The sequence below is a fragment of the Teredinibacter waterburyi genome, from assembly GCF_001922985.1.
In the GTDB taxonomy this organism is placed as follows: Bacteria; Pseudomonadota; Gammaproteobacteria; order Pseudomonadales; family Cellvibrionaceae; genus Teredinibacter; species Teredinibacter waterburyi.
Genome location: NZ_MRUH01000169.1, coordinates 78,578 through 103,326, shown reverse-complemented (window position 1 = coordinate 103,326; position 24,749 = coordinate 78,578). Strand labels below are relative to the sequence as shown.

The window sequence follows — 24,749 nt, the reverse complement described above, 5'->3', positions numbered from 1 at the left end:
TGCAAATTCAGTTATTGGATGATCATCACGGCACTGCCGAGAGTTGAGGCGCACACGGCAATCGCAGTGTTGCGCGTGCCGGCACCGTCCATATCCATTACAAGGTCGTATATAAGCGCGCGCACGTCATCTGGCATTGGCTGCGTGTCCAAGCTTTTAGTGGTGGCGCCCGTGTCGGGATCGTCAAAACTCAATTCCTGTGCCGCCAGTCCTGTTAGTAACGGGTTGGTGAGCAGATCGACATTATCGACACTAATCTCGGCACCGAAATCAAACCCAGGGAAAAGAGTCGCGCGTCGACTGCTGTCATCTACCAACGCCGTGCAGTGAGAAACCGCCAGCTGCATCACACCCGCCTGATGAGCCGCAACAAAGCCGTCGATGTTTTCCACCGTTGGCAACTGCTGCTTCACAATTTCGTACACGGCGGCAACAGCGCTGGGCATAGTGGCGAGGGTTACACCGGTCGCTTGCGCTAGAGTTGCATGAATTTCAGCGAAGGTACGCAGGCCAATATCACTCTGTTCGCCAAGATCTGCGGCGACACCCGGTGCAGGAGGATTGGACTCCACGCGATTGTAACTAGCGCTACCAATACGATCGAAGCTGAGGAAAAACTGATCGGAATCCGCGCCCTTATCCAAAGGAATAATCGCCCCCAGCGTCGATAAGGGAACACCATTTTCAGCGTCATAATTGGCGCTGGAGATAGGCATTTTAATATTGGCAAACGCCTGCCCTATCGGAACTTCGCGACCATTAATACCAATTCGCATGCCGTCAATTTCAAACGGAGCTTCTGGCGCCTGATCGCTAAGGCTAATGAAGAACGGGCTGTTAAACAGATAGCTGTAACTGTCGAACTGCTGAACTTGGAACACAATATAGGAATCCGGCAAATCCACATGCTGATCAACGCTAAACAACAGATAGAATTTTTCGCCGACGCCCACCTCGAAATTCTTTTGAATCTCAGCTTCGGTTAATGTCAATTTGTGAATGGCGAGATAACGAATCACCCCCTGCCACATATCGTCGTCATCTACCTCGCGGCCAAGTACTAATGCAAAGGTGTTATCCCAGTCATTCAAGGACGCACCGGCCATATCGGCGTTCTCGACAATCTTTTCACCGTTCAGGTAAATAGAGGTGCCGGATATTGCGCTGAAGTTCACCACCACATGCTGCAGGGTTGCCTGCAACACCTCGTCGGCATCTGGCGTGGACAACATCGGCATACCGTTGCCATCCGCTTTGGTACTGCGGTTCAGATAGTTGTAGTTATAGAGGGTTTGACCAAGAGTGAAGTTGCGGATCTCGGGGCCGCCGGAATAGCTGACGATACGCGCAGGGCCATCCTGAGTCACATTGTCTGGAACTACCCAAGCTTCGAGTGAATATTCTCCCGTGGCGGTAATCAGCTTATGTAGCTTGGCGCTGGCACTGGTCGAGCCCTGTGCCTTGCCATCATTAATACGAATACCCCAGCCACCAACACGCTCGACATTGCCAATAAGGTTTAGGTCGAGTGCCGGTTCCACACCACTGGTATCGTAAGCCTTTTCCAAAGAATCACTTTGGAACTCGTAGAGAGCAATGGCATTAGCCTTCATACGACCGCCGTTACTCGCGACAATGCCTTCCGGCAAACTTAACGCTCGGCTGACAACCAAACTAGGGTCGACCTCGGTGATTGGAATCGCATTAATCAACTGATTAATCGCCGCTTCCATCTCGCTAGCGCTAGTTGCGCAACTGCCATCCCAACAGTTGTGAAATTCACTGCGTAAACGCGTTACCAAACGCGAACCGGCGGCATCGTCTAAGTTGATTTTGCTCTTACTGGCATCGTAGGCGACATCTGGATCGGCACTAGCGATGTAGGGCTGTTGCTGCAACGCTGAATCTTCTGAGTGGCAGTTTGAACAGTATTCCGTTAGCAATGGATGAACAGTGCTCGCAAAGGCATCACTATCCCCTGGGAAGCTGCGACTGTCGGTAACATCATGCAACGTTTGCGGCGCTACCAGCACGATTTTGTCGGACTCGGTGCCGGTAACGGTCGCCCAGGCTTCGATATAGTTGGTAATGATGGATGCACACACCTGCGGATCATCTCGCCAGCAACTGTGGCCTCCACCAACTTTTTCGACCATGCGTGAAAGCGATGGCGCGGTTAAATCAATCAAACGACTAGCCGCAGCGTAGGCAAGATTAATATCGTCAGTGCGTACAAATTCCGGCGATACTCCACCGGCAATATGGCACTGGCCACAGCGTTCTTCGGTGGCTAGGTTATCCCAGATATTGGCTTTAAAGGCACTCACGTCGGCATCCACCGGAGGCGGGCCTTTATACACAATGCCAGACTCGCGATCACTGGCACTGGTGTCGGGCAGAATCGTATTTTCCTGACCGCTATCGCCGCTGCCGCAGGCCGCTAAATTTAGCGCTATAGCAACCAGTAAGGCACTTCGCAAAACCAGTTTAGAGAATGTGTTTTTTGAGGGAGCTTGAAGAGTCATCATTATTCTCCCTTACAGTAGTTAGCAGACTCGGCCCAAACCTGCTTTATGTTGTAGCCGTTGGCCTTGAAATCGTCGGTCATGCTACTAATTTGACCGCGGTCGTCGCTGTCACCTGGATCGCGTAAGCACACCGCCTTAAAAACTTTTTTCACTTGGCAAGATGCAAATGCCTGAGAGTGAGCGAGTTCTTGTAACATGCTGCTCGCACCTTCGCCGGCACCATCTAGGCTTTCGTCCCAGCCGAGGTTTTTATTGATCCCCTCGCGCCAGTAATTATTCCAATGGTTGTCGGGCGTAACGTAGCCAAAAGGAAACGTTGCGCTGTTAATACGGTATTTAGCCTTTACCCGCGACTCGGTTTCTGGATCGATATCACCATCACGATTGTAGGAAAGTGAACCATTTTCACCGGTAAGATCGGTGTCGGCATCGTAGACATAATCGTAGTAGGCAAAGGCTTGAGCCATTGGGTCCATTCCCGAATGGCAACCTATACAGTTATTGAGAAAAACCCTCGCATCGCCACCGGGGCTGCGCGAAACATCCTGACGAATTCTATCCGGTACGCGAGTAACATCGTGGACCTGCTCCAAATCAAGACAGAGATGGTTCATCAAGGTAAAGCGAAAATTGGCGCGATTGGTACCGGCGATAAAAAACGCCTTCGATGCGGCGCGCGACGTTACCACGCCGGCCGTGGCCTCTGCGGGCAAACCGGTGAGCGTCGACTGGCTGCGCTCGATCAAATTATCTTGCAAGCTATAGCCACCAGACTCCAATTGCTCGTAGTGATTGTTGTTTGAAGTAGAGTAGGCTGGCAAACCTAGGCTGCTATTCGCTTCGTACAAAACGTCGGCGTACAACAGCTCGCGAAAATCCTTTCCCGGTGCAGAGTCGTCGCCGGGGAATGCTTTACTATCGCGAACAAAACCCACTACCGTGGCGATGTAATCATTAAGTGGCACGAACACATTCTGCTCGCGATTAGTCCAAGGTGCCGCCCAATTTTTAATTGTCACATTGTAAAAAGCATCATGCTCCATGGCTTTCATCGCGGCGGCAATACCATCGCCATTGTCGAGATCTGTCTTCATTTGCAGCAGTATTTCTTCGCTCGGGGGCACGCCGGCAAGACGCTCATGCATGCGCTTTGCCTGCTCCAGCTTTCCAGCTTCGGCCGCTAGAGACACAGCGAAACTGACAGCGCTGAGAGCGACCAGCAGAAGCTGCTTAGCGCTGGAGAACCTGACCCTCACCGAACTGATTTGCCTAAACCGACAGTGATTGTGACGCTTGTTCATAGCCTTACCCACTCTACTGAATTCTATTTAATACTTGGTTTCGCGATTACCGCGAACGCGTGAATATATTCTTGGCGCTGCTAATTCTGCACTACAGCTTACTTAGCACTACACCTTTGTCAGCACCAAGTTATTTTCAGCTCTACACCTAAGCGCACATTTTGTGTGTTACACCAACCGCAATAAAACCAGTGTAGTGGCTATTGCGGGTAGCTGTTTCCCCTTCCGACCGCCGGCTTGGCAAAAAGCGCTTATAGCAAAAAAACGCTCTATTTTTACGAACTGTCCGTTCCGCAAAAATTGTTGGCTCTGGTCAAAAATTGTCAGCTCGCAGAACAGGCATATCACCATTAACCTAAATATCTGAGGACAAACTTCGTTGCGCTAACCAACAATGCAATCAAATGCAGAACCAAACTCAAAATCTATCCCGTGCTAACGCAGTTTTTGTTCCGCAAATTACAACTCTCATACTTTTTACAGCAATGCGGCAAAAATTTGAGAACCACTTCATATATTCGCTCGCCAAACTTTCTTGATGCATACATAAAGATTTAAGCAATTGTGTTTCTTAACAAAAAGGCTCTAAGAAATCAGTTACTCCACAAGCGGCTTGTCCACCGAAAGCTACGCATACAAGACATTCCGGAAAACCAAACTGATTTAGCACGGTTACATATTCGCCTAAAAAAACTTTTATTATGTAAAGAATCGTAACCCCGTGGACATTTACTCAAAAAAAGCCTGTTTTCGGCATAGAGCTTGTTTTACATTGGCCTAGACTTTTAACGCACGGTTAAATTTACGTGCGGTTTTTTGCAAAATACCGAAGCTTAGCAACCTGAAACTTCTTTTTTATCGCGTAAAATGACGCATGATTCATCCGGCAGGAATTAATTGAGAAACTCTATGAAATCACTTTGGCACCTCAGCTCGATAGCCTTCGCCCTAGCTTGCCTACAAGGTTGCGATGTTAGCAACAGTGGCAGCAGCGGCAATAGCCAAGAGCCCGACCCAGTGGTTGTGGATTTTCCTATCGCTTATATTGAACGCCCCATTCCGCTCGACGAAGATGGCATTGCGGTAGCCGATAACATACTCGACCCGCTCGCATTTAATCCCGGCGCACGCTTAATCGTTAAAGATCGCGCATCGGTGCCTGCCGATTTTACAGTTATTACCGATATCGCCTTTAGTGTTGAAGTCGCCGCAAGCGACACAGAATCAACCGACACACCGGCTACATTCACCCCGCCCTACGACGTAAAAGATTTATCTCTGAATAGCGACGCCAGTAAACTTATTTTTGCTATGCGCGCGCCTGAAATTGCCGATGCGGACGAGGAAGATCAGCCAACATGGAATATTTGGGAATACAACTTAGAAACAGCGGTTTTACGCCGTATTATTGAATCCGACATTATTGCCGAAGAAGGGCAAGATATTTCGCCCGCGTATTTACCCGACGACCGCATCGTATTTTCGTCTACGCGACAACGCCGCTCACGCGCCGTATTACTCGATGAAAATAAACCGCAATTCGCCGCGCTAACAGAAGATCGCGAAGAAACCGAAGCGCTGGTACTACACACCATGAATGACGATGGCAGCGATGTAAAACAAATTACCTTTAATCAAAGTCACGATTTACAGCCCAGTGTTTTAAGTGACGGCCGCATTATATTTTTACGCTGGGATAATTATTTAAATAGCAAAGATCGTCTCAGTCTCTACACCGTTCGCCCAGATGGTACCGATGTAAGTTTAGCCTATGGATTCCACAGCCAAAACACCGGTAGCGACGACGCTCAAGCAGTGTTTGCTAAGCCTCGCGAGCTTCCGGACGGACGTGTGCAAGTTAGCTTAAAACCACGGCTCAATAGTCGTTACGGTGGCGATATAGTCGCGATTGATATTGCTAACTTTATTGAAGCCAATCAAACCGTCGACGGCAACGAGGGTGTCGCGCAAGAATCACTTGTCTCCGGCCAGGTGCGCAGTGACGGCAACATCACGCTCAGCGGTTCGTACAATTCCGCCTACCCAATAGACGATGGAACCGGTCGCCAATTAGCCAGCTGGAGCCCCTGCCAGTTACGCGGCTATAAACTCGGTATTTTTATCAACGGCAATTCTGAACTCATTAACGACGATGGCGCCTACGTTAATCGCAACGGCGATCCGCTCGACGAAACCGAATCACCGGTTGTTGTAGCCAGTACCTCAGTCGGCAACTACCCCTGCACAGAAAAAGCTCTGGCCCTCGGCACTATTCAAATTGCACCGCCGGTTTACGGCCTCTGGATTTACGACCCAATTACCGACACCCAAGCGCCGGTGGTACTGCCCGAGCTCGATACTATTTTCACTGAGGCGATCGTTATTGAAGCGCGACCACTGCCGGATTATCTTCCCGGCATATTAGCCGGTATAGATTACGAACAGTCACTCGCCGATGAGAATGTCGGTATCCTTCATATTCGCAGTGTCTATGACTTGGACGGCATAGACATATCCCCAGCCGGTATCAACGCGACAGCCAACCCAAACATCACTCCAGCCACCGAACGTCCCGCACGTTTTTTACGGCTCCTTAAGGCCGTATCATACGCCAGCGAAGATGTTATTGATTTCGATAACAGCGCTTACGGCCGTGCCGGTAACCAAATGAAAGATATCCTCGGCTACGTCCCGATCGAACCGGACGGTTCGGTTATGGTAAAAGTACCCGCAGATGTCGCCTTTACCTTCTCGATTCTTAACGCAGACGGCAAGCGGGTAACCGCTGACGGCAGCGGCGACATAGGCCCAAGACACGAATATTGGCTAACCCTGCGTGCCGGAGAGACGCGTCAATGTACCGGCTGCCACAGCGACGCTGACAGTGAAGTTGCCCATGGCCGCGCCGACGCCGAACATCCATCCCTAAATACTGGCGCTACTGGCGGCGGCAGTTTTCCTGGCACCCAGTTAATCGACGCCAACGGCTTTGCCCAGCTGGCGCCCGAAGTCGGCGAAACCATGGCGCAATACTTTGCTCGTGTAAATGGCGTACGCACACCGGCGATGAACATCACCGATTATCAAGAATGGACAGATGACGGCATACGACCTCGCGCACCAGTGGTTGATTTGAACTTTCGCGACCTCAGTACCAGCGCGCCAACCAACTGTGGTGCCAATTGGAACAGCTTGTGCCGCAGTGTGATCAACTACATGGAACATATTCAGCCACTATGGGATTTAGACCGACGGGTATTTGATGACGACGATATGCTAGTGGCCGATTACACCTGCACCAGTTGTCACAATTCCCGCAACGCCGACGGCGCACTTATTATCCCCGCCGGTAATGAGCAGCTAAACTTAAGCGGGGAACAGTCGCCAGAACGCGAAGACTACGCCACCTCCTATGCGTCGCTGTTGTTTGGCAACTTAGTGTTGGAAGTCGACGAACGCACCGGTGCGATCCGCCCAGAAACCGAGATAGTAGTAATCGATGGTGAAATTCAATATCAAATGATTCAGCTGGTCATCGATACCGTCGCCCAATTCGAAGCGCTTGATGCCGACGGCAACACACAACCGGCACCCGCTGATAATACCGACCCGGCGCTAACCTTGGTGCGCGACGAAAACGACAATCTTGTGCCTTATATGGTGCAAGAACTGGAAGATGTCGATGGTGTATTGATGCCCATTCCCGTTCGGCAAGCTACCGGTAATCGCGCTGCATCGCTAATGTCGCCCAATGGCGCTTTAGCCAGCGATCGCTTTTACAGCCTATTTGAGGAAGGCGGTTCACACCTCGGCCGATTAAATGGCGCCGAGTTAAAACTTATTGCAGAATGGTTGGATATTGGCGGCCAGTACTACAATAATCCGTTTGAAGCGCCGTAGACGGCAAATCAATCATTGCCCACGAACCAACCACAGGTTGCACGAGCAGATAGACTATTGAACTTTCTTAACACATTAACTAACGCGCAACGCAAAGCGACAGGCGCAATAGGTCAACCACTTAGACGTCTCGCTAAGCGCAGTCTAGGGTTGCTCTGCTTGCTTGCCATTGCAAGCGTGGCCGTCGCGAAAGAGCCGCAGCGTGTTACGGTCACCGATCCCTTTGCCGAAATGCACACTGGGCCGGGGCGCGGCTACCCGATTTATCATATCGTCGAAAAAGGCGAAACTATTAGCCTGCTAAAAAGCCGCACCGATTGGTACAAAATTGTCACAAGTAAAGGCAAACAGGGCTGGGTACACCGCCGCCAACTCGCCACCACCCTTGCCCCCAATGGCAGTGCAATCGATTTAGCGGCGCCCGACTGGCAAGACTATGTAGAGCGACGCTGGGAATTCGGCTTTAGTGGCAGCGACTTTTCCGGCGCACGCGGGCTCACCACCTACTTGGGATACCACCTAACCCCTAATATCTCCGCAGAGCTTAAATACACCCAAGCCTTTGGTGAGTTTTCCGACAGTAAATTAATCAGTTTGAATGCCGTTCACCAACCGTTTCCGGAATGGCGCACATCACCATTTTTCACACTGGGAACCGGTACCATTGCGATCTCGCCCAGTTCCGATATCGTACAAGTCGAAAACCGGGAAAATAGCGTACTCACCGTTGGCGGAGGCTTTTTTGTCTACCTCTCGCGCAATTTTTTGCTGCGTCTTGAGTACAACGATCACACCCTGCTAACAAAACGCGAAAGCAATGAAGAGGTTGATGAATGGAAAATCGGTTGCAGTATCTTTTTCTAACGCTGCTGCTCACCCTGGGCACTAATTCAGCCTTGGCTCAGTCAGACGACGAATCCGGAACCAACAGCGAGTCGGTTCTGGAAGCGGTGATCAACCCCGATCTAGAACGTCGCGATATTATCGAAGCAAAAGTCGACTCAGAGAACTTTGAATTTGGCTTGTTTACCGGTGTTATGAGTGTTGAAGACTTCGGCACCAACGACGTCTACGGCGTGCGTGCGGCCTTCCATATTACCGAAGACCTTTTTATGGAAGCGGCCTACGGTACAACCACAACAACCGAAACCAGCTATGAACTTCTTAGCGGCGGCACACCACTGCTAACCGAAGACCAGCGCACGCTCAACTACTACAATTTGTCGGTAGGTATTAACTTGCTGCCGGGCGAAGTCTTTGTCGGCCGTAAATATGCCTTTAACACCGCCTATTACGTTATCGGCGGCGCCGGTAATACTCAGTTTGGCGACAACGAATACTTCACCTATAACTTTGGCGGCGGCTTTCGTTTATTTTTTACCGACTGGGTCGCCCTAAGGTTAGATGTTCGTAATCACCTCTTTACCCACAATTTATTGGGTGAAGATAAATCGATTCAAAATTTGGAAACCCACCTAGGTTTATCCTTATATTTTTAAACTTACCGGCGGCATCGGCCAGTAAGGTTTTATTAATCGGCCAAGATTATTTAATCTGGCGATCTTTAATTAATTTTTGCAGTCAGTAACAGAGACAGACTTATGAAAAAATATCTACCCCAATTATTAACACTAATTGCGTTCGCGCTTTTTTTTAGTTTTAGCGGTGCTTTGCACGCCAAGGATCTTAAGGGCAAGGCTCACGACTTCACCTTAAAATCGAATAGCGGCAAAAATATCCGTCTCGCCGACTTACGCGGTCAAGTCGTTATGTTGAATTTCTGGGCATCTTGGTGCGGCCCCTGCCGCCAAGAAATGCCTTTACTCGACGAGCTTTATAGCCGCTATTCCGGTGCGGGCTTTACCTTGTTAGGCGTTAACGTAGAAGCGGATTCAGAAGCGGCTAACGCAGTATTAAAAGAAATACCCGTAAGCTTCCCGATTGTTTACGACACGACCAGTAAAGTCAGCGAAGCTTACGACGTTGACGCCATGCCCAGCTCCGTTATGATCGACTGCGATGGCAACATGACCTATTTGCATCGCGGCTATAAGCCCGGCGATGAGAAAGCCTATAAAACTCATATCAAAGCGTTACTCCGATCATGCAGTCGCTAATCACCTGCATCACAGCTGGGAGTAAAGCCTTCGGCTACCTTGTTGTGCTCGGTTTGTTTTGTGGCTGCTCTTTTATCCAGCCTTGGGTTAAGCCCTACGAGCGTGAAAATATTGCCGACCCGATTATGTCGTTTGAATCAAACCCTGCATCGACTAAATATATGAATCACGTTTTTGAAGCCCGCGAGGCTGGACGCGGCGCAGAAGGCAGCGCCGGCGGTGGTTGCGGTTGCAACTAGACTTTTCTCGCACGAACAAATGTAAAGTTTGGCCATGTTTTAATTACCGCCAAGCACCGAAATACTTGCACACTAAAACTGTTAATTTGGCTAATTCAACCGAGCACGAAAGCACCATGTTTCATGTAAACCAACAACATAGCCCGAGAATTGCAGCCCACCTACTTTTACTAGTGGCGGTCTTCGCTCAAGGCACAGCCTTAGCCGCCGTTCTACCGGAAGATCGCAGCGAGCTGCTTTACCATAGCTACGAAGGTGGTGGTGTAACAATTAATGGGCCATCGGTGTTAGTGCGCAAACAGTTTGCCGAAACCGTATCCGTGTGGGGTAATTACTATGTCGATATGGTTTCTAGCGCATCGCTCGATGTGCTTACTCAGGGCAGCGCCTATACCGAAGAGCGAACTGAAACCGGCGGCGGCATCGACTACTTACACGACCGCACCACCATGAGTTTAAGTTATACCCGCAGTATAGAAACTGACTATGAAGCTTCGACTGTCGGGATTGGTATTAGCCAAGAATTTTTTGGCGACTTATCAACCTTAACCCTCGGCTATTCTCAGGGTAACGATACTGTGATGCGCAACGGTGATGAGAATTTTAGCCAACCGGCACAACACCAGCGTTTTAGTTTAGGCTTTACCCAAATCCTAACCAAAAACTGGATCATGTCTTTCAGTGCCGAGACCGTCTCGGACACCGGCTTTCTTAACAACGCTTATCGCCAGGTTCGACTGTCACAGGTTGGCGGTTTATCAACTCCGTTTGAATCCTACCCCACCACTCATAACAGTGACGCCTACGCCTTACGCAGCATGTACTACCTGCCTTATCGTGCAGCCCTGCGCGCTGAGGTACGTACCTACACCGACAGCTGGGGTGTGAAATCGAATAACTACGAACTGCGCTATATCCACCCCTATAAAGACCAGTGGATTTTTGAAACTAAGTATCGCGCCTACAGTCAAAATCAAGCAGATTTTTACGCGAGTGTTTTCACCGAGCCGCGGGAATTTATGGCTAGCGATAAAGAGATGAGCGCATTCAGCGATTTCACCCTAGGCTTGGGCGCAAGCTATGAGGTAAAAGCAGACTGGGCCAGCGTTTTCGACAAGCTTACGCTTAATCTGTATTGGGATTATATGAGTTTCGACTACGACAACTACCCCAATAAAACCCCAGAAAACACTCAAGAATTTGGTTTGGGAAACGAGCCTGCCTACAGTTTTAGCGCCAATGTGATAAGGTTCTTCGTCTCGGTGTGGTACTAGCTCCACACCGCTATTGCTAACAATAATTAAATTCCACGGTTACACCCACCGTTCTGTCAGACTGGTTCGCGGGTAAAACCGCGACTACCGAAACAACGACAGAGGTTCTGCACGTGGCTACTAACTTTCTTCCCTCCCAAGGTAAAACCCTCCTTTTAAGTGCTGCGCTGCTCACGCTCTTGGCAGGCTGTAAGGCCGGTTTTGACGACCCGGAATCAGAAGGAGACAGCAGCGGCGACGGTAATGACGGCAGTGATACCATTGTTAGCTTTATTGGCCAAGGCAGTGCCGGAATTTGGGAAACAGCCTTAAATCGCACCGATTCCACCTTTACCCTAGAGCGCCGCAACGAGGCCGATACCGCTATCGACGTTACCGTGGAAGGGAGTTATAGCCTTGCCAATAGCGGCTTCACAATTCTTGAAGTGACCGACGCTAGCGATGGTAGCGGCATCTACCGCGACGACAGCTATGCAGGGTTGCAGGTTGGCGATTCACTTATGCTAATCGCTAGCTTAGAGCCCAGCGGCTATACACCATTAATACAGGTACCGAGTGACGACTGCCCCAGTAGCGATAGCGAAAATCAAGTCTGGTCATTGATCCAGCAAAAAAATAATATCGATCGCAATAGCGATACCTTAAAAGACTATGGTCGACTCAGTTACTACCCCGGTGACTATCAAGCTCGCTTAAATAGCCGAATCAGCCTCGATACACCCGATGACTACAACCAAAGTAGTCGCGCCCTCGAAACCGGAGAAAGCTGTGATCAAGGCATAGTTGAAACCGCCAACAATCGTTACTTCGTTTCAACAAGCACCAATATCTTCACCTTGGGCGACACCAGCGGAAGCGGGCTTGCCAACCCGCAGATACTGTTAAGTACACCCTCGCTCGCGGTTATCGAGCGAACAAGTTTCGATGGCGAATTTGTTGGCTTTTATTACGATGCAACCTTAACCGGAACTAAAACCCAAGCGGTACACGCCAACTGTGATAATGGCAGCTGTGAATTACATAGCATTACCGACCTACTTAACGACACCCGTGGTCAGGCCTCCTCAACACTCGCTTTAGAAGGGGACTTAAACGTACCTACAGCCGGTGTTATACGTGGGACCTTCACGGACTCGTTAAACCTTTCCGCAGAAATTTCTTGCGCCGTTAACACCAACATAGAATCGGCGGCAGACATCGATGCACTCGCGTTTATTCACTGTGTTGGTCGCGCGCCATCCAACAACAATAATTTAACGACGTTATTCTTAGTGGCTAAATAGCAGCCTAAGCCGCCTTTCGTAAAAATGTAGTAGGCACTAATAGCGTTTAGCTCGCAAAAAAAAGCCCGCAGCTCAATGCGGGCTTTTTTACTTTAGCGTTTGGTCAAATTTAATAGGGAAGAAAGTCGAAACTAAACCGCAAGGTTGTTTTAATAACCGCCTCAGCGCCAAAGTTAATCGAACGAATCTTCGCTAAGAGTTTTGCTTCCAGCGCGGGATTGTCGAAATCGCTCGAGAGAATTTTCGCTGAAGAAATCCGTCCATCCGGCTCAATAATCATTTCGAATACGACCTTGCCTTCCAAGGTAGGATCTTTACGCAAGGCGCGATTATAAATTGCATCCATCGCGCCCTTGTTGCGATCCATAACCCGGCGCATCTGCTCTTCGCTGCGCGGCCGGCCATCGCGACTGGCCTGTTGCTGGCTTGCCGCGGCCTTGGCGGTCGCTTCGGCTAATTTACTGTCTACCTGCGTTGATTTCTTGCCCGCTAAGGCTACACCACCAGTATCACGGCTGAGCTTCGACGAGTCGATACCACCACTGCCCGCTTTCGCTTTATTGCCAATAATACTGCGATCCACCTGCGCCGCTTCACCTGTAGAAGAATCAAGCTGGGTGCCAACTTCAGGCAAATCTGGCGTATCACGAATATCAGAAAGTAAATCAGCAAATTCATTTATCTGTGCCTGTGCGACTTCTTTTGCTTGAATCAACTTGGCTGGTTCAAGGGTAGGCTTCGGTGTTGGCTCTGGTTTTTTCGGTTCTACTTTCGGTGGCACGGGTGTGGGTTTCGGCTCAACCTTTTCAGCTTCCGGCTCAGGCGTTGGCTCGGCCGTGGGTTCCGGTGTTGGCACTGGCGTCGGGATAGGCGTGGGCAACACCTTCTCCTCAAGTTTTAGGCGTGCTAGTTGCGGCGGCAACTTAGTTAATTCTTCACGCTTTAACTCAGGCACTTCGACAAGCGGAATGGCCACGCTCACCAAAAAAAACGGGATAAACAATAGCCCCGTGATTCGCCAAAAGCGGCGGTCGTCATCAATGGTCGACGACCATGGTAGCTGTAAATTGGGCGCAGTTAGAATTACAGCCATCTTATCCCTCCTTCGCCGCGGCGGTTTCGTCTGAAGCGATCTTGCTTACCGCGAGGGAAATATTACGATAATCGGCTTCCGCACATGTCGTCATTATCTTCTTTAGAAGCGCATAGGGTATCTCTTTATCACCCATGATAGTGACGTCGCGACCGGCTTTTTCTTCCTCTTCATTCCGATAAGGTTTGCGCTTAGCGAGAAACTCTAGCTCTTCTTTCAATGCCACAATGTCGCTACGTTTACTCAGTTTAACCAGCGCAGTTTCGGCAACCATACGCCCGCCCACCAAAATAGCTTCATCACTAACTGTGACAATGAGATTTTCTTCTGGCGGTGTTTCGGCATGAGATTCTGGTAGTTTTATATCTTTATTGCTCTGCAAGACCTGAACATCAGAGGAGTTTACCAATAGGAAAAAAACCAAAATCGTAAAAATATCCATCAAGGACACAAGATTTAACTTACCTTGGCCTTTATGCCGCCGCTGAGTTCGCGCCATTCGTTTTGCGTGTCGTGACTGCTTCATGGCTTTTCTCCCGCAACTGCAGCGCTTTTTTGCGGTGCGTCGCCCAAGGAAATTGCTGGGAAGAGTTCCGCATCGACTACTGAAACAGCAACAACGGCTTTATAGCTTCGAACCGTATCCATCGCCCTAACAATAGTTTGATAGTCAGTATCTGGCTGCGACAAAATTGTGATGTCTTTTTTGTCGATATCCCTATTTCTCAACAACCGCTTCACCTGCTGGAGTGCATCGGAAAGCAAACTGTAATCGTAATCGAGCTCGCCATCGGTCTCTATTTTCCCGATGCGTTTAACCTCAACACCTGCGGGGAAATTAATTACCATCACATCGTCGCTAATAACCAACTCAAGCGATTCGTTTTTAAGATCGGTACTGGCACCCGGCTCTGCGGCAAGGTCAGGCAATTGGAGATCGAGCACAGTGATATGAGAAAACACCATGCTCATAAGCAGTACAGGTACCAGAATGATCATCAGGTTCATAAAGGATGTGATATCGAGATCTGCATCCTCTCTGATTCGTCGTGTGCGCATAGCGTCCGCCGGCTGTATTTGTTACAAATTAAATTAAGGCTTGAAAAAATTACGTGCCTATTAACGCACGGCATCACCCGTGCGAGTACGCGACTGAAATGTATTGCCGTTCGACATAATATTCAAACACTTGATACCAGCCATCTCTAAGCTATCGACAATTTCGGTTGTTTTAGTTTGCAACATTGCATGGAACAACAGCAGTGGAATTGCTGCCATCAAACCAAAAGCCGTGGTGTTCATCGCCACTGAAATACTCTGCGAAAGTAAGGTCGCTTTTTCTGAAGGCTCGGCATTGGCAACCGCCGTAAACGCCGCAATCAAACCCATAATGGTACCCAGCAGACCAAGCAGCGTAGAAATATTCGCTAGAGTCGCAAGATAACCGGTACGCTTTTCTAAACGTGGTACAGCCTCCATTACGCCCTCTTCCATCGCGTACTCAATTTCATCTCGACGCGGGGTTTGTTGCATACGAGCAATGCCAGCCGCGACGATGCGGCCGACCGGCGCACGTGTTTGTCGCGCCAAATCAACCACTGCCGCGTAGTCCTTTTTTTGGAGCAATGGCAGCAAACGATTAAAGGTACGGCGGTTGGAACCCTTCGCAGCCGTTAAAAAAACCCAGCGTTCTATAGATAGCCCTAAACCCACAACCAACACTAACGCGATGGGATACATAAAGGGACCACCGTTTTGAAAAAAACTAATCACGGTATTCATGAATGATATTGCCTCCGAGGTATGACCTTGCTTTTATTTACAATGGTTTAAATATTGAGTAGTTAAATAATGGTGTTATTTTTTCTCGATTTCTTTAATAAACTTTAATTCGCGTTTATGTTCGCTACGCTCCACATGACCAAAAATGTTATCCGAAGTTTGGCTGTTCAACGGTCGATAAAGTAATGCGTTATCTTCGGCAGGTTTCCAGGGGACAACATAGATCACTCGCGGCTGCTCTTGGTTGCCAGTTACCGTCGTACTTAATTCCACCACATTGCTATCATTGGCGGCATTGTCATTTCTATCGGTTTGAGCATTAGCGTAGCTACAGGAAAATATCATAGCTGCGACACTAATTGTCCAGCCTAGCATCCAGCTAACAACACCTGTATCTACGAGCCGAAAGTTACTGGCGCAGCCCTTACCATTACGGCTGTCCGCGAAAAGTTGGGGAACACTCATTCGATTTAGTCTATTCATTTTCACAACCACTTTTCGCTGGATAAAATTATCGCTCGCTTGCTGCCAACCGACGTTCAAGATCTACAATCCAACCCTTTAGTTTACGATCTGGTTTTTCGCTGGTTAATGTAATTAACCGCTGCGCCATTTGGTAATGTGGCAGGGCCTCAGCTAAACGCCCCATATAAAGATCATACAAAATTCCGATGTTACGATGGCTGGCAATATGGTGCGGCCAAGCGGCGAGTGCATCGAGATAAACTTGTTCGGCCTCGGCAAAGCGTCCGGTTTCTCGGTATAAAACACCCAAATGCGTATAGGCATCCATATTGGCGGGGTTTATCACGATTGCGCGGCGAAACGACAGTTCAGCTTTACCGCGCTCACCCAACTCGCTCTGAACAATACCCAAGTTGACATGGGGGCCGGAAAGTTCGGGATAGGTTGCTGCTAGTAAGGTTAGCATCTGTTCCGCTTGCTTCCATTTTTTAGCGTTCATTGCCGTAAGTGCTGTGGCGAAATCGGCTTTAGCTTGTGCGGATACGTTCGACTGCTGACTCTGATATGGATCGGGGATCAACACAAGCGGAACAGCTTCATCAAGGGCAACCGAAGCATCCACAGATTGTTCGGTGTCCCCTTTTTTGACTGCACTCGCATCGGCTTGATCGTTTTTCGGCAATGACTGACACGCCTGTAAAAATACGAGCAACACAATGAGTGGTAGCGATATTGGCAGACCCGAACGTTGTGCTGCGCGGTAACGGTTAACGTAGGCCACGACTCACCTCTTCTTTTTGTTCCTGTTTGCCATAGCGAGCGGGCAGCAATTTTGCCAGCGCATCGAAGCTATTCTTAACGCCTTCGTCATAGATACCCTGCCAAGCCCGCTCGGCGTTACCAGCATGAATATCAATAGCCTTCTCTTCAAACGGAAACGCCTGTTCCTCCAGCAAGATTTCATACTGTTCCAATGCTAAATCGTCCAAGCCGGAAGGTCGTTCTGAATCAATTAAGTCGCGGCTTAACTGGCCGTAAACCAAACCAATTTTATAACTTGCATCTGTCACATATTCTGCAACGCCATATTCCATAACCTTGCCGTACAGTTTTAGCGTTTGGTCCATAGCAGATTTTTTTGCTTTTAAACTTTTCTTTATCGGCAAGGTAAGTTTTAAGCGACTGAAGCGCTGATACTCGTCATTTGCAAATTTCGAAGCCGCCATTGCCGCTAAGGTTTTCGAACGTGGTGTACGCTTAGATCCGGCTTTTTTATCTTCGTCGATAAGTTTTTGCAGCCAGAAATTACGCTTATTGTCGTCTCCGGTTTTCCCATATAGCTCAACCAACTTTGCCCGCGCTTCCGTTGCTATATCAAACGGCTGCACGTAATTATTGGCATAGTTTCTATATTGATTAATAGCATCGCCAATACGACCCGCCTTTTCGTAGAGTTCGGCCGACAAGAACAGGGATTGTCGGCGTACATCTGGGTCGCCAGACTCAGACATTTTCGCCAAGATACTCGCGGCTTTTTGCCACTGCCCAGTCGACTGATAGATCAAGGCTAACTTAGGCAATAGGTTTGCACTCAGAGGGTGTGACGAATATAAAGATTGAAAACGCAGCAACACGTCTTCTGCGCGCGACCACTCCTCTAATTCCATTAGATAGGTTGCCGCATCGTACTGGCCTTTAATGGCGATCTCACTATTCGGCGCAACTTCGTTAATCGCTAGCAAGCGCAATACCGCAGCGGGCTTATCGCCATCGACAACTTGTTGTTCTGCGATTTTGTACATACTCGCCGCAATTCGTTCCACAACCTGCACGCGCTCCTGACTTGGCTTTTCGGCTGGCTTAATCGGACCAAGCAATACCAAAATTTCGCGATAAGCCGCCTCTGCAGCAACATAAGCTTGTAGATCGTAATGGCTGTGTGCAACTAGTAACCAAGCGGTTTTTAGCAGCGATTTTTCCGGCGCTGGCTGCCATTGGGTCATGCGTTCAGCAAGTGCCAGTGCTCGCGGTAAATCGCCGCTATTGAATACATCTTGTGCCGCACTGGTTAGTACTGCCGTCGCGCGCGCGTCGTTAGGATAATAGTCGGCAAAATTAACGGCACTATTAGTATGGTGAGCCTGCAACGCTTGGTAGGCGGTTGTTTCGGTATCGTTAGTGCGCGGCGCAGTTTCGATCAGCTGTTGTAACGCTACTAATGCGGCGTAACCCGAATCGGCACCGCGCTTAGTATCCAAATAATTGTAGGCCACGGTTTCATAGGCTTTTACCGCTTCACGAAGCTGTCCTGCCTCGTAGTAGCTTTCCGCCATGAGGAAAGTCATTTCAGGGGTTCGAGGGTCTTGCGGGAAGGTATCGACAAATTGCTGGTAATAGGCCGAAGCTTGTAAGAACTGCTCCACAGGCGATTGCTTTGGAGCTTTCAGCTTTGTTTTTTCACCACGGCTTTTTGCCAGCGCAATATCGCTACGTACTTTTATATTGGCTAAAGCTTGCGCGTGATAGTAACTGGAAAGCTCATCTAAGTACTGTAATAAATTCGGCTTTAGTGTCTCGCGTAAATTCTCATCACGCGCTTGCCAATAGGTGCTATAAACACCGTAATTTCGCACGAATATTTCTTTCGCCGGCAACACCAAACTAGGAAAATTCCCTAAGCCATAAACCTCAATCGCTTTTACACTAAAGCCCGGCGAGTAGTCGGTTTGCGGGAAATTTTCGACGTAGTGCTGGTAGGTATCAGCACTATCGCGGAATCGATCCTTCTCGAGATACAAATCGCCCAACGCCATATAAATTAAATGCTGATAGTGACGTTCGCCCAGGGCTCGATATATTTCGGTAATCGACGGTGCTCCATCAAGATACGAAAAAACAATGCTCATAACACGCAGAGTATCTTCTACTAGCGACCGATCGCTGTTGGCAATTCCCGTTAGAGTTTGCCCTTCGGGGATTAGGCGATCTAACACCTCAGTAAAGGAACGCAGCGAGGCGCGGTTCTTATTTTGCTTAAACTGAGACCAACCGTGCATATACACTGCATTGCCATAAAACGGGGTAGCATCTCCCACCGCCATAACATTTTTATAAAATACTTCCGCACTGACATAGTCGCCGTCACTGAAGGCTTGTTCTGCGCGCCGAAACACTGCCTCGGTGGCATACATAGAGGTGGGGTACTCAGCAACTAATTTTGCCAAGGCCTGTTTCGATTCCTGCATGCGGCCATCCAGTGCGTAGGCCTTGGATAACTGATAAAGCAAACGCTCGTTCGACATGGTTTCGCCGTTAACCGTTTCTGAACTATTTAAAGTAATGAGCTCTTCATACATGGTTACCGCGTCGTCAAAATAACTGTCTTTTGCAACATCATCGAGCTGGTCTTCCTGGCTTCGCGCCATTTCCAAATCGGCAAGGCGCACCAAAATCTGGTGACGTATTTCTGGGTCACGTGCGACATCTAAGGCCGAACGATAGGTTTGTTCAATTTGTTTAATGCTAGTTTTCGGTATCGGTAAGGGTTCTTCAAAACTATCTTCAATTGTCAGACTCGCCAAGGTAGGACCATAGTCTGGACCGTTCGACGAGCAAGCCACCAATGATGAAGCCACAATGGCTGCCGCAGCGAGTCGATTAAATATAAAGCGGCTCATGGCGTGGCCACCGCATTTTCCGACTCGTAATTTACTGATTCTTTATTTTCTGGTCCTTTTTCCATTACGGCACTGGAATCCATTGGAACCTGAGCCGGTACAATGTTATTGGCTTCCATTAGGGTTTTATCTAATAAGCGTGCGATCGACAAGCGGCTTTGGGCGAGATAGTGCTGCAAGCGATCGCGCTGTGCACTTAGTTCGGTAACGACCTGCAGGCGTAAGCGCTCTTGGGTATTTTTAAGCACTAGATCTACACTGGCGCTTTGGTTTTCGAGGGTCTGTTCAGCCGTTGAAATTCTGTCTCGATAAGGCTGAAGGTCCGGCGCTTGGTTTACAATCTGCTCAATTTTTTTATAGTTTCTACGCAGTATTTTTATGGTTTCGTCTAAGGTGTTGAGGGATTTAATGGCTTGCCACATACGTGCGGAAAACTGCTCACTGGTATCCCACATTAATAAACCGTAATAGCGGCGCAGAGCTTCCTCACTTTCATCAATAAACGGATCGCTAGCGCGCAGACGTGGCACCCGCTGAAGTGATCGCGTTACCCGCTCGATCAAATCAGCTTGATCCTCATCGACGAGTGCGAAGTAATCTTTTTCGGCGGCCATTTTCTCGACTGTTTGAGCCAGCTCTGAACGCTGACGTTCCAGCGTCCCAATTTGCTGCTTTAGCTCACCGGCTTCGATCAGCGTCGCCTTACTTAGACGATCGGTCTCTCGCTCATCCAACATGCCGGTATAAAAACCTAAGCGCTCTCGCCAAGTTTGAATATTGTTGTGAATTGCAATGAGATCGCGAAGGTCCTGCACCAACAGCTGGAAATCTTGCCGCGAAAACAGACTCACCAAATAACTCAACTGCGGCGTAAGTGCGTGCTTTTCTGCATAGATAACCCAGCCCTGACTGTTATCCGCATCGAGATTTAATGCCTCAAGTAAGGCTTCACCTTTCAGATTTTCTATCACTTCGTCGAGGCGATTCATTTCATCAAGATAATTGCGTTCGGCTTCTTGAAAATATTTTAGTGCCAGACCGTCGTTGCCCATTTTTTCGTAAGCATAGGGCACCGCTACCAACGCCTCTTGGGCATTTTCATCGATATAGGTCGCTGCACTTAGGTGCTTCCACACCTTCAGCGCTTCGGCATAATTCTCTAGTTCAACAGCCGCCCAACCATAGCCCAGTAACGCGCGACCAGACACGGGGCTGTTAAGCCGCACCGAGGAGAACTTTTCCATCGCCAGCTGAAACTTTCCAGAAAGTAGTAGGCTGTAACCAGCGGAGGTCATGGCCTTGTCGTAAAGGGCGCGGCGTTCGGGATCGCTGTAAGATTGTTCGGCAATTAAGTCGAAGAAGCGCACTGCACGAGTAAAGTTTTGACGGCGTGCCCAGCCGGTGCCAACGTTGTACCAAGCGTAGGGCAGCCATGCGTCGTCGGTGGGCTCGCGCTTCAGCAGGTATTCGGCCTGCTCCAGATCGTCTTGTTTGATGGCTAAATTGATTTTGAGCTCGGTTAGATCAGCACCGACGCGTTCAGCACTGTCGCGATTCTTGGTGGTCAGCTCGGTAACCCGCGCCATAGACTTATAAGACGCCTGCCAATCTCGGCGCTGGTAGCGCATTTTGGCGAGATAATACCAAGCCGTTACCTGCGCCTCTTCAGACACATTTTTGGCGAGCACATCCTCAAAGATCTCGGCGGCGTAATTATCAATGCCATAGGCGAGCGCAAACCCCCCCTCCATAATCTCGGGGTTATCGCCGTGGCCCTGTATTCCACCGCGCTGTTTCGCCACCAACAACTCACTGAGGGCGGTCATATAATCTTGCTGGTAATAGTGGTACAGCGCAACGCCGTAGCGCAGATCGGCCACGGTGCTGTGGGGTTTGACTTTGGCCGCGACGCTAGAGTTAGCGGTTACGGCGACTATCAGTATCCCAGCGAGGCTAGCGAAACGAGTTACAGCTCCCATTCTTTAAAATCGAATTCCGGTTGCATGTTTTCGGTAGAGTCTTGAACGCGAATCTCCAGCATCTTTGGCTCATCAGTTTTATCAATTAACACCGTTGCGGCACGCTTGTATTCGCGGCTGTCGGGGCCGATACCGGTAAATACTGCGGTTATCTGGTGCTCGCCGGTTTTTAAATTGCCAACATAGAGTCGCTGGATACCACCTCGAACAAGGGCATCGTTCTGGCGAGGCGTGTAAAGATGGCTAGCAACAAGCTTATCGTCGAGCGAAAGCTTAACCGCATCCAAACGGAAAAATGTGCCGGTATCAACAGACAAAAACACCATCACTTGGGTATTGGCGGGAAACAACAGCTCCTCTTCAAGAATCAGTAAATCGCGATTCAATTCCAGTGCTGCCTTTTTGAGATCTTCAACTTCTTCACTGAGTGGAGTAATCGCCGTGTTGTCGACCTCATTTGCAACTGGATTCAACGCGTCTTCCACTTCGAGGTCTGCGGCGAAAGCCACACCGCTAGCCAGCATAAGTATCGACACATATGTCGTTAGCAATGCCCTGCGCGTTTTCAGGTATGTCAAAATTTGGCACAATTTAGCGCTCAACGTCACTCTCCATTAACAGGTTAACTAGCCGACAACGCCTTTTTCAAGCCGCGCCAAACTTTAAAAGTCCAGCCATTTCAAACACTAATCACCGAATATGTGATCCAGTTTTAGCGGGGTTATTTGTCGTCAGAGTTTTCTTCAAATTCGAACCGAGCTGAACAGTATCAACCCACGGTTACGCTTGGCAACTAATGCCAGCGTTTAGCTGCATTAGTTTTATTCTAGCGCTTGTTTGGCTTTAGGGTTCTAGATATATCACTTTCTATGCCATTAATATCGTCGAAAATGTTGATATTTGTAACTCTGTAGATGGCGCCACAATAGGCGGGGTGGATTACAAATACACAGATAAAGTATCACACGGTATAAGCTGGTCCATCGGACGCTGGATGAGATAAAGGGATTTATTGCAGGGGATTAATGAATAATTAGACTCAAACAATACCAAATGGTTCTGCGAGAGGCCTACTACGAGTGATCCAAGCCGTGAAAGTGAACGCCGCTAAATTTAACTAGTAAGGAGGGGGGGGGCTGTTGAAATAGGCGACTTTAAAAAAGTGGAACGCCTGCAGGCCAAAAACGCCATAATCAGGGTACTACCCAGAATATTAACGTTTTATTATCACTAAAGTGACATAACCTACCTCAAAGCCCCATTTCGCCATAATCGTTTCATTAATTAACGTCGTGTCGTTAACAAGGTACATACGATCGTCAACGGCTAAATTAAGCGTTGAGTCTTTATAAGGAATCTGCAGAACGTAATTTAAAAACAAGGCATTGCCAGCCGAGCGTAAATTCGAACTACCAACCACATCTCCAGCTGTCGCAATATAGACATCGTCATCGGGGACTAATGTCCACACACGCGTTTGCTGTTCGCCGTCATCGAAAATAAAACGTTCGTCTAGGGTGCCAATACCATCTTCATTCCAGCTTGCATCGATGGTCGCGTTAAAATAGCGGATTACCTCACCGCCTCGGTTTTTAACTATGCCATGCGCGGTTAAACGACCGCTAAAAAATGTTTCTACGTCCATTTTAGGCTGGTTATCGGCGTAGGTTTCTAGCTCGACACTTGAGCAGGAACTTATTAAGGCGAGCAAACCTAGACTTAGACTAAGCGCAACACCTCGAAAATAATTACAACTTCTGACTAACAAGCGATGTATCCAAGTATTCATAACGAATATCCACAAATTGATAATTGCCCTCGGCATCGGCAATGTTGGATGTACCCACAAATCGTATAAGGCGTTGACAGCTAGCCGAGTAGGTAAGGTTTAGCGGCTTTATTAACGCTCTAAGCAGCCAGTTTGCAGCGCTCACTTTAAAACATACGGAATCTTCATCGTCGCAGGCCACGGCTTCCGCTTTAAGCGCTACGCTACTCAACCGCGACGGCACAAAATAATCGAATTCTAGAGTTTCGCCGTTAATGAGCGTTAGCCAGTGATCGCGCAACACGTTATCGAAGCCGGCATCGATAACGGGGAGTTGCTCTGGAGCGAGGCTCTTCGCTTTAGTTTTTGCCTCTCGGTCTTCTCGATAGCTCGCGTTGATACGGTTATCAGACGACACCTCGACGACAATTTTTTCACCCGCTAAATTATTTACCTGCACAACACTCGGGGCGAATTCGCTTACGCTAAAATCTAGACTTTTTTCTGCGAAGCTATCGCCATTTTTTTCGCGATAAATAATAGTTTGCTTCGCGTCTATACGTGGGCCGTGCTCTTCGATATAGAGTAACTCGCCGGTTTTTGAATCATGTGCGTTCCCGACGATTTGACCAAGATCGCACTCAGCGTGACTTTTTAAGGCCGTACTGAAGGGTATACAAAACAACAGAACCTTAACCATAGCCGCAATCACACATCTCTTGCGGCGATTTTTTCTATCGAAGAAACTTATCGCGAATTCCAAGTACATCGTCTCCACTTCAGTTAATAAACGCCGACAAAATTCTACTGGGGCCGAACCAAGGCCATTGCCAGAGGTAAGGCTACGGCCCAGATTAAGCCTTCCACTAATAAGGGTAAATACATGGGGTCAACCAAAATCGAACCGGAAATTTTCGCACCCGCAAAATAACTCAACGGTACAAATACCAAGGCTAGCACCACAGCCAATAGCGGACGACAGTCTAAGAAGATCAAGCTGTGCCTTAGGGTTGTAGCCATCATTGCCCACAAACACACTAGCCAGGGCGGGGCAATATAAAGGGGCAGGCCGATTGACTGTAAACCAATAACACCATGAAATTGTATTAAACCAAGGTTCGCGATGATCGACTCACTCAACAATCCGCATAGGGCAAAGGTAACAACCAAACGCCATTCATCTGAGAAGTTTGCGACCCATCGCCAGTGGCCAATAAGTGCAATAGCCGTTGCCGCGACGGCTAAAATATTATTGCCCTGCACGCACAATAACCACAGCAATTGAAAGCCTAGTGCATTACCAATAACGGCGATTCTGCGTGACATTAATTTATGCAATTCTG

21 protein-coding genes are annotated in these 24,749 nt (G+C 48.8%); 7 read left to right on the top strand and 14 right to left on the bottom strand.

Going from position 1 to position 24,749, the window contains the following annotated elements; all coding sequences use genetic code 11:
* Positions 1-11: 11 nt before the first annotated feature.
* Together IDZ20_RS15910 and IDZ20_RS15905 are read right to left on the bottom strand one after the other, a co-directional pair.
* Positions 12-2,525: a LamG domain-containing protein gene (locus IDZ20_RS15910; RefSeq protein ID WP_188152496.1), complete on the bottom strand. Its 2,514-nt coding sequence runs from the start codon at positions 2,523-2,525 to the stop codon at positions 12-14.
* A 2-nt stretch (positions 2,526-2,527) separates the two neighbouring features.
* The gene (locus IDZ20_RS15905) at positions 2,528-3,829 is read right to left on the bottom strand and encodes a hypothetical protein (protein ID WP_425443437.1); all 1,302 of its coding nucleotides are present in this window, start codon (positions 3,827-3,829) and stop codon (positions 2,528-2,530) included.
* 909 nt (positions 3,830-4,738) lie between these two features.
* Here IDZ20_RS15905 and IDZ20_RS15900 point away from each other — a divergent pair.
* The 7 genes from IDZ20_RS15900 (at position 4,739) to IDZ20_RS15870 (ending at position 12,642) form a co-directional block, all read left to right on the top strand.
* Entirely contained in the window at positions 4,739-7,729 is a 2,991-nt protein-coding gene (locus IDZ20_RS15900) for an HzsA-related protein (RefSeq protein WP_188152435.1), read from the top strand.
* Between the two features lie 57 nt (positions 7,730-7,786).
* A complete protein-coding gene (locus tag IDZ20_RS15895; protein ID WP_245792372.1) occupies positions 7,787-8,593 on the top strand; it encodes an SH3 domain-containing protein in 807 nt (268 codons plus the stop codon).
* A complete protein-coding gene (locus tag IDZ20_RS15890; RefSeq protein ID WP_188152434.1) occupies positions 8,563-9,228 on the top strand; it encodes an outer membrane beta-barrel domain-containing protein in 666 nt (221 codons plus the stop codon). The genes IDZ20_RS15895 and IDZ20_RS15890 overlap by 31 nt, the downstream gene beginning before the upstream one ends.
* Before the next feature lie 102 nt (positions 9,229-9,330).
* Positions 9,331-9,846: a TlpA disulfide reductase family protein gene (locus IDZ20_RS15885; RefSeq protein WP_188152433.1), complete on the top strand. Its 516-nt coding sequence runs from the start codon at positions 9,331-9,333 to the stop codon at positions 9,844-9,846.
* Positions 9,834-10,085 carry a DUF4266 domain-containing protein gene (locus IDZ20_RS15880; protein ID WP_188152432.1) on the top strand — a complete coding sequence of 84 codons (252 nt, stop codon included), beginning with the start codon at positions 9,834-9,836 and terminating at the stop codon, positions 10,083-10,085. Before IDZ20_RS15885 ends, IDZ20_RS15880 begins: the two co-directional genes overlap by 13 nt.
* Positions 10,086-10,201: 116 nt before the next feature.
* The gene (locus IDZ20_RS15875) at positions 10,202-11,359 is read left to right on the top strand and encodes a DUF3570 domain-containing protein (RefSeq protein WP_188152431.1); all 1,158 of its coding nucleotides are present in this window, start codon (positions 10,202-10,204) and stop codon (positions 11,357-11,359) included.
* A 113-nt stretch (positions 11,360-11,472) separates the two neighbouring features.
* Positions 11,473-12,642, top strand: coding sequence for a hypothetical protein (locus IDZ20_RS15870; protein ID WP_188152430.1), 1,170 nt, complete (start codon positions 11,473-11,475; stop codon positions 12,640-12,642).
* A 109-nt stretch (positions 12,643-12,751) separates the two neighbouring features.
* Here the strand turns inward: IDZ20_RS15870 and IDZ20_RS16450 are convergent, their stop codons facing one another.
* From IDZ20_RS16450 to IDZ20_RS15810, 12 genes are all read right to left on the bottom strand, one after another.
* A complete protein-coding gene (locus IDZ20_RS16450) occupies positions 12,752-13,735 on the bottom strand; it encodes an AgmX/PglI C-terminal domain-containing protein (RefSeq protein WP_188152429.1) in 984 nt (327 codons plus the stop codon).
* A gap of 1 nt (position 13,736) precedes the next feature.
* On the bottom strand, positions 13,737-14,261 hold the full coding sequence (locus IDZ20_RS15860) for an ExbD/TolR family protein (RefSeq protein ID WP_188152428.1): 525 nt from the start codon (positions 14,259-14,261) through the stop codon (positions 13,737-13,739).
* Positions 14,258-14,794 carry an ExbD/TolR family protein gene (locus IDZ20_RS15855; protein WP_188152427.1) on the bottom strand — a complete coding sequence of 179 codons (537 nt, stop codon included), beginning with the start codon at positions 14,792-14,794 and terminating at the stop codon, positions 14,258-14,260. The genes IDZ20_RS15860 and IDZ20_RS15855 overlap by 4 nt, the downstream gene beginning before the upstream one ends.
* Before the next feature lie 60 nt (positions 14,795-14,854).
* Positions 14,855-15,517 (bottom strand): MotA/TolQ/ExbB proton channel family protein, encoded by a 663-nt coding sequence (locus tag IDZ20_RS15850; protein WP_188152426.1) that lies wholly within the window; start codon positions 15,515-15,517, stop codon positions 14,855-14,857.
* Between the two features lie 75 nt (positions 15,518-15,592).
* Positions 15,593-16,000: a hypothetical protein gene (locus IDZ20_RS15845; protein WP_245792371.1), complete on the bottom strand. Its 408-nt coding sequence runs from the start codon at positions 15,998-16,000 to the stop codon at positions 15,593-15,595.
* A gap of 28 nt (positions 16,001-16,028) precedes the next feature.
* A complete protein-coding gene (locus IDZ20_RS15840) occupies positions 16,029-16,763 on the bottom strand; it encodes a tetratricopeptide repeat protein (protein WP_188152425.1) in 735 nt (244 codons plus the stop codon).
* Positions 16,750-19,659: a tetratricopeptide repeat protein gene (locus IDZ20_RS15835; RefSeq protein ID WP_188152424.1), complete on the bottom strand. Its 2,910-nt coding sequence runs from the start codon at positions 19,657-19,659 to the stop codon at positions 16,750-16,752. The genes IDZ20_RS15840 and IDZ20_RS15835 overlap by 14 nt, the downstream gene beginning before the upstream one ends.
* The gene (locus IDZ20_RS15830; protein WP_188152423.1) at positions 19,656-21,638 is read right to left on the bottom strand and encodes a tetratricopeptide repeat protein; all 1,983 of its coding nucleotides are present in this window, start codon (positions 21,636-21,638) and stop codon (positions 19,656-19,658) included. Before IDZ20_RS15830 ends, IDZ20_RS15835 begins: the two co-directional genes overlap by 4 nt.
* A complete protein-coding gene (locus tag IDZ20_RS15825; RefSeq protein WP_245792370.1) occupies positions 21,626-22,147 on the bottom strand; it encodes an AraC family transcriptional regulator in 522 nt (173 codons plus the stop codon). The genes IDZ20_RS15830 and IDZ20_RS15825 overlap by 13 nt, the downstream gene beginning before the upstream one ends.
* A gap of 704 nt (positions 22,148-22,851) precedes the next feature.
* Positions 22,852-23,427 carry a DUF3833 domain-containing protein gene (locus IDZ20_RS15820; protein ID WP_188152422.1) on the bottom strand — a complete coding sequence of 192 codons (576 nt, stop codon included), beginning with the start codon at positions 23,425-23,427 and terminating at the stop codon, positions 22,852-22,854.
* Entirely contained in the window at positions 23,387-24,175 is a 789-nt protein-coding gene (locus tag IDZ20_RS15815; RefSeq protein ID WP_188152421.1) for a hypothetical protein, read from the bottom strand. The genes IDZ20_RS15820 and IDZ20_RS15815 overlap by 41 nt, the downstream gene beginning before the upstream one ends.
* Before the next feature lie 35 nt (positions 24,176-24,210).
* Complete coding sequence (locus IDZ20_RS15810; RefSeq protein ID WP_188152420.1) at positions 24,211-24,732, bottom strand: DUF2878 domain-containing protein; 522 nt, start codon at positions 24,730-24,732, stop codon at positions 24,211-24,213.
* Positions 24,733-24,749: the final 17 nt, after the last annotated feature.

Excerpts from the sequence above, each read along its gene's own strand:
- IDZ20_RS15835 (WP_188152424.1), bottom strand. The coding sequence starts at position 19,659 with ATGAGCCGCTTTATATTTAATCGACTCGCTGCGGCAGCCATTGTGGCT.
- IDZ20_RS15850 (WP_188152426.1), bottom strand. The coding sequence starts at position 15,517 with ATGAATACCGTGATTAGTTTTTTTCAAAACGGTGGTCCCTTTATGTAT.
- IDZ20_RS15885 (WP_188152433.1), top strand. The coding sequence starts at position 9,331 with ATGAAAAAATATCTACCCCAATTATTAACACTAATTGCGTTCGCGCTT.
- IDZ20_RS16450 (WP_188152429.1), bottom strand. The coding sequence starts at position 13,735 with ATGGCTGTAATTCTAACTGCGCCCAATTTACAGCTACCATGGTCGTCG.
- IDZ20_RS15855 (WP_188152427.1), bottom strand. The coding sequence starts at position 14,794 with ATGCGCACACGACGAATCAGAGAGGATGCAGATCTCGATATCACATCC.
- IDZ20_RS15845 (WP_245792371.1), bottom strand. The coding sequence starts at position 16,000 with ATGAATAGACTAAATCGAATGAGTGTTCCCCAACTTTTCGCGGACAGC.
- IDZ20_RS15875 (WP_188152431.1), top strand. The coding sequence starts at position 10,202 with ATGTTTCATGTAAACCAACAACATAGCCCGAGAATTGCAGCCCACCTA.
- IDZ20_RS15890 (WP_188152434.1), top strand. The coding sequence starts at position 8,563 with ATGGAAAATCGGTTGCAGTATCTTTTTCTAACGCTGCTGCTCACCCTG.
- IDZ20_RS15905 (WP_425443437.1), bottom strand. The coding sequence starts at position 3,829 with ATGAACAAGCGTCACAATCACTGTCGGTTTAGGCAAATCAGTTCGGTG.
- IDZ20_RS15810 (WP_188152420.1), bottom strand. The coding sequence starts at position 24,732 with ATGTCACGCAGAATCGCCGTTATTGGTAATGCACTAGGCTTTCAATTG.
- IDZ20_RS15910 (WP_188152496.1), bottom strand. The coding sequence starts at position 2,525 with ATGACTCTTCAAGCTCCCTCAAAAAACACATTCTCTAAACTGGTTTTG.
- IDZ20_RS15830 (WP_188152423.1), bottom strand. The coding sequence starts at position 21,638 with ATGGGAGCTGTAACTCGTTTCGCTAGCCTCGCTGGGATACTGATAGTC.
- IDZ20_RS15815 (WP_188152421.1), bottom strand. The coding sequence starts at position 24,175 with ATGTACTTGGAATTCGCGATAAGTTTCTTCGATAGAAAAAATCGCCGC.
- IDZ20_RS15900 (WP_188152435.1), top strand. The coding sequence starts at position 4,739 with ATGAAATCACTTTGGCACCTCAGCTCGATAGCCTTCGCCCTAGCTTGC.
- IDZ20_RS15880 (WP_188152432.1), top strand. The coding sequence starts at position 9,834 with ATGCAGTCGCTAATCACCTGCATCACAGCTGGGAGTAAAGCCTTCGGC.
- IDZ20_RS15820 (WP_188152422.1), bottom strand. The coding sequence starts at position 23,427 with ATGAATACTTGGATACATCGCTTGTTAGTCAGAAGTTGTAATTATTTT.
- IDZ20_RS15860 (WP_188152428.1), bottom strand. The coding sequence starts at position 14,261 with ATGAAGCAGTCACGACACGCAAAACGAATGGCGCGAACTCAGCGGCGG.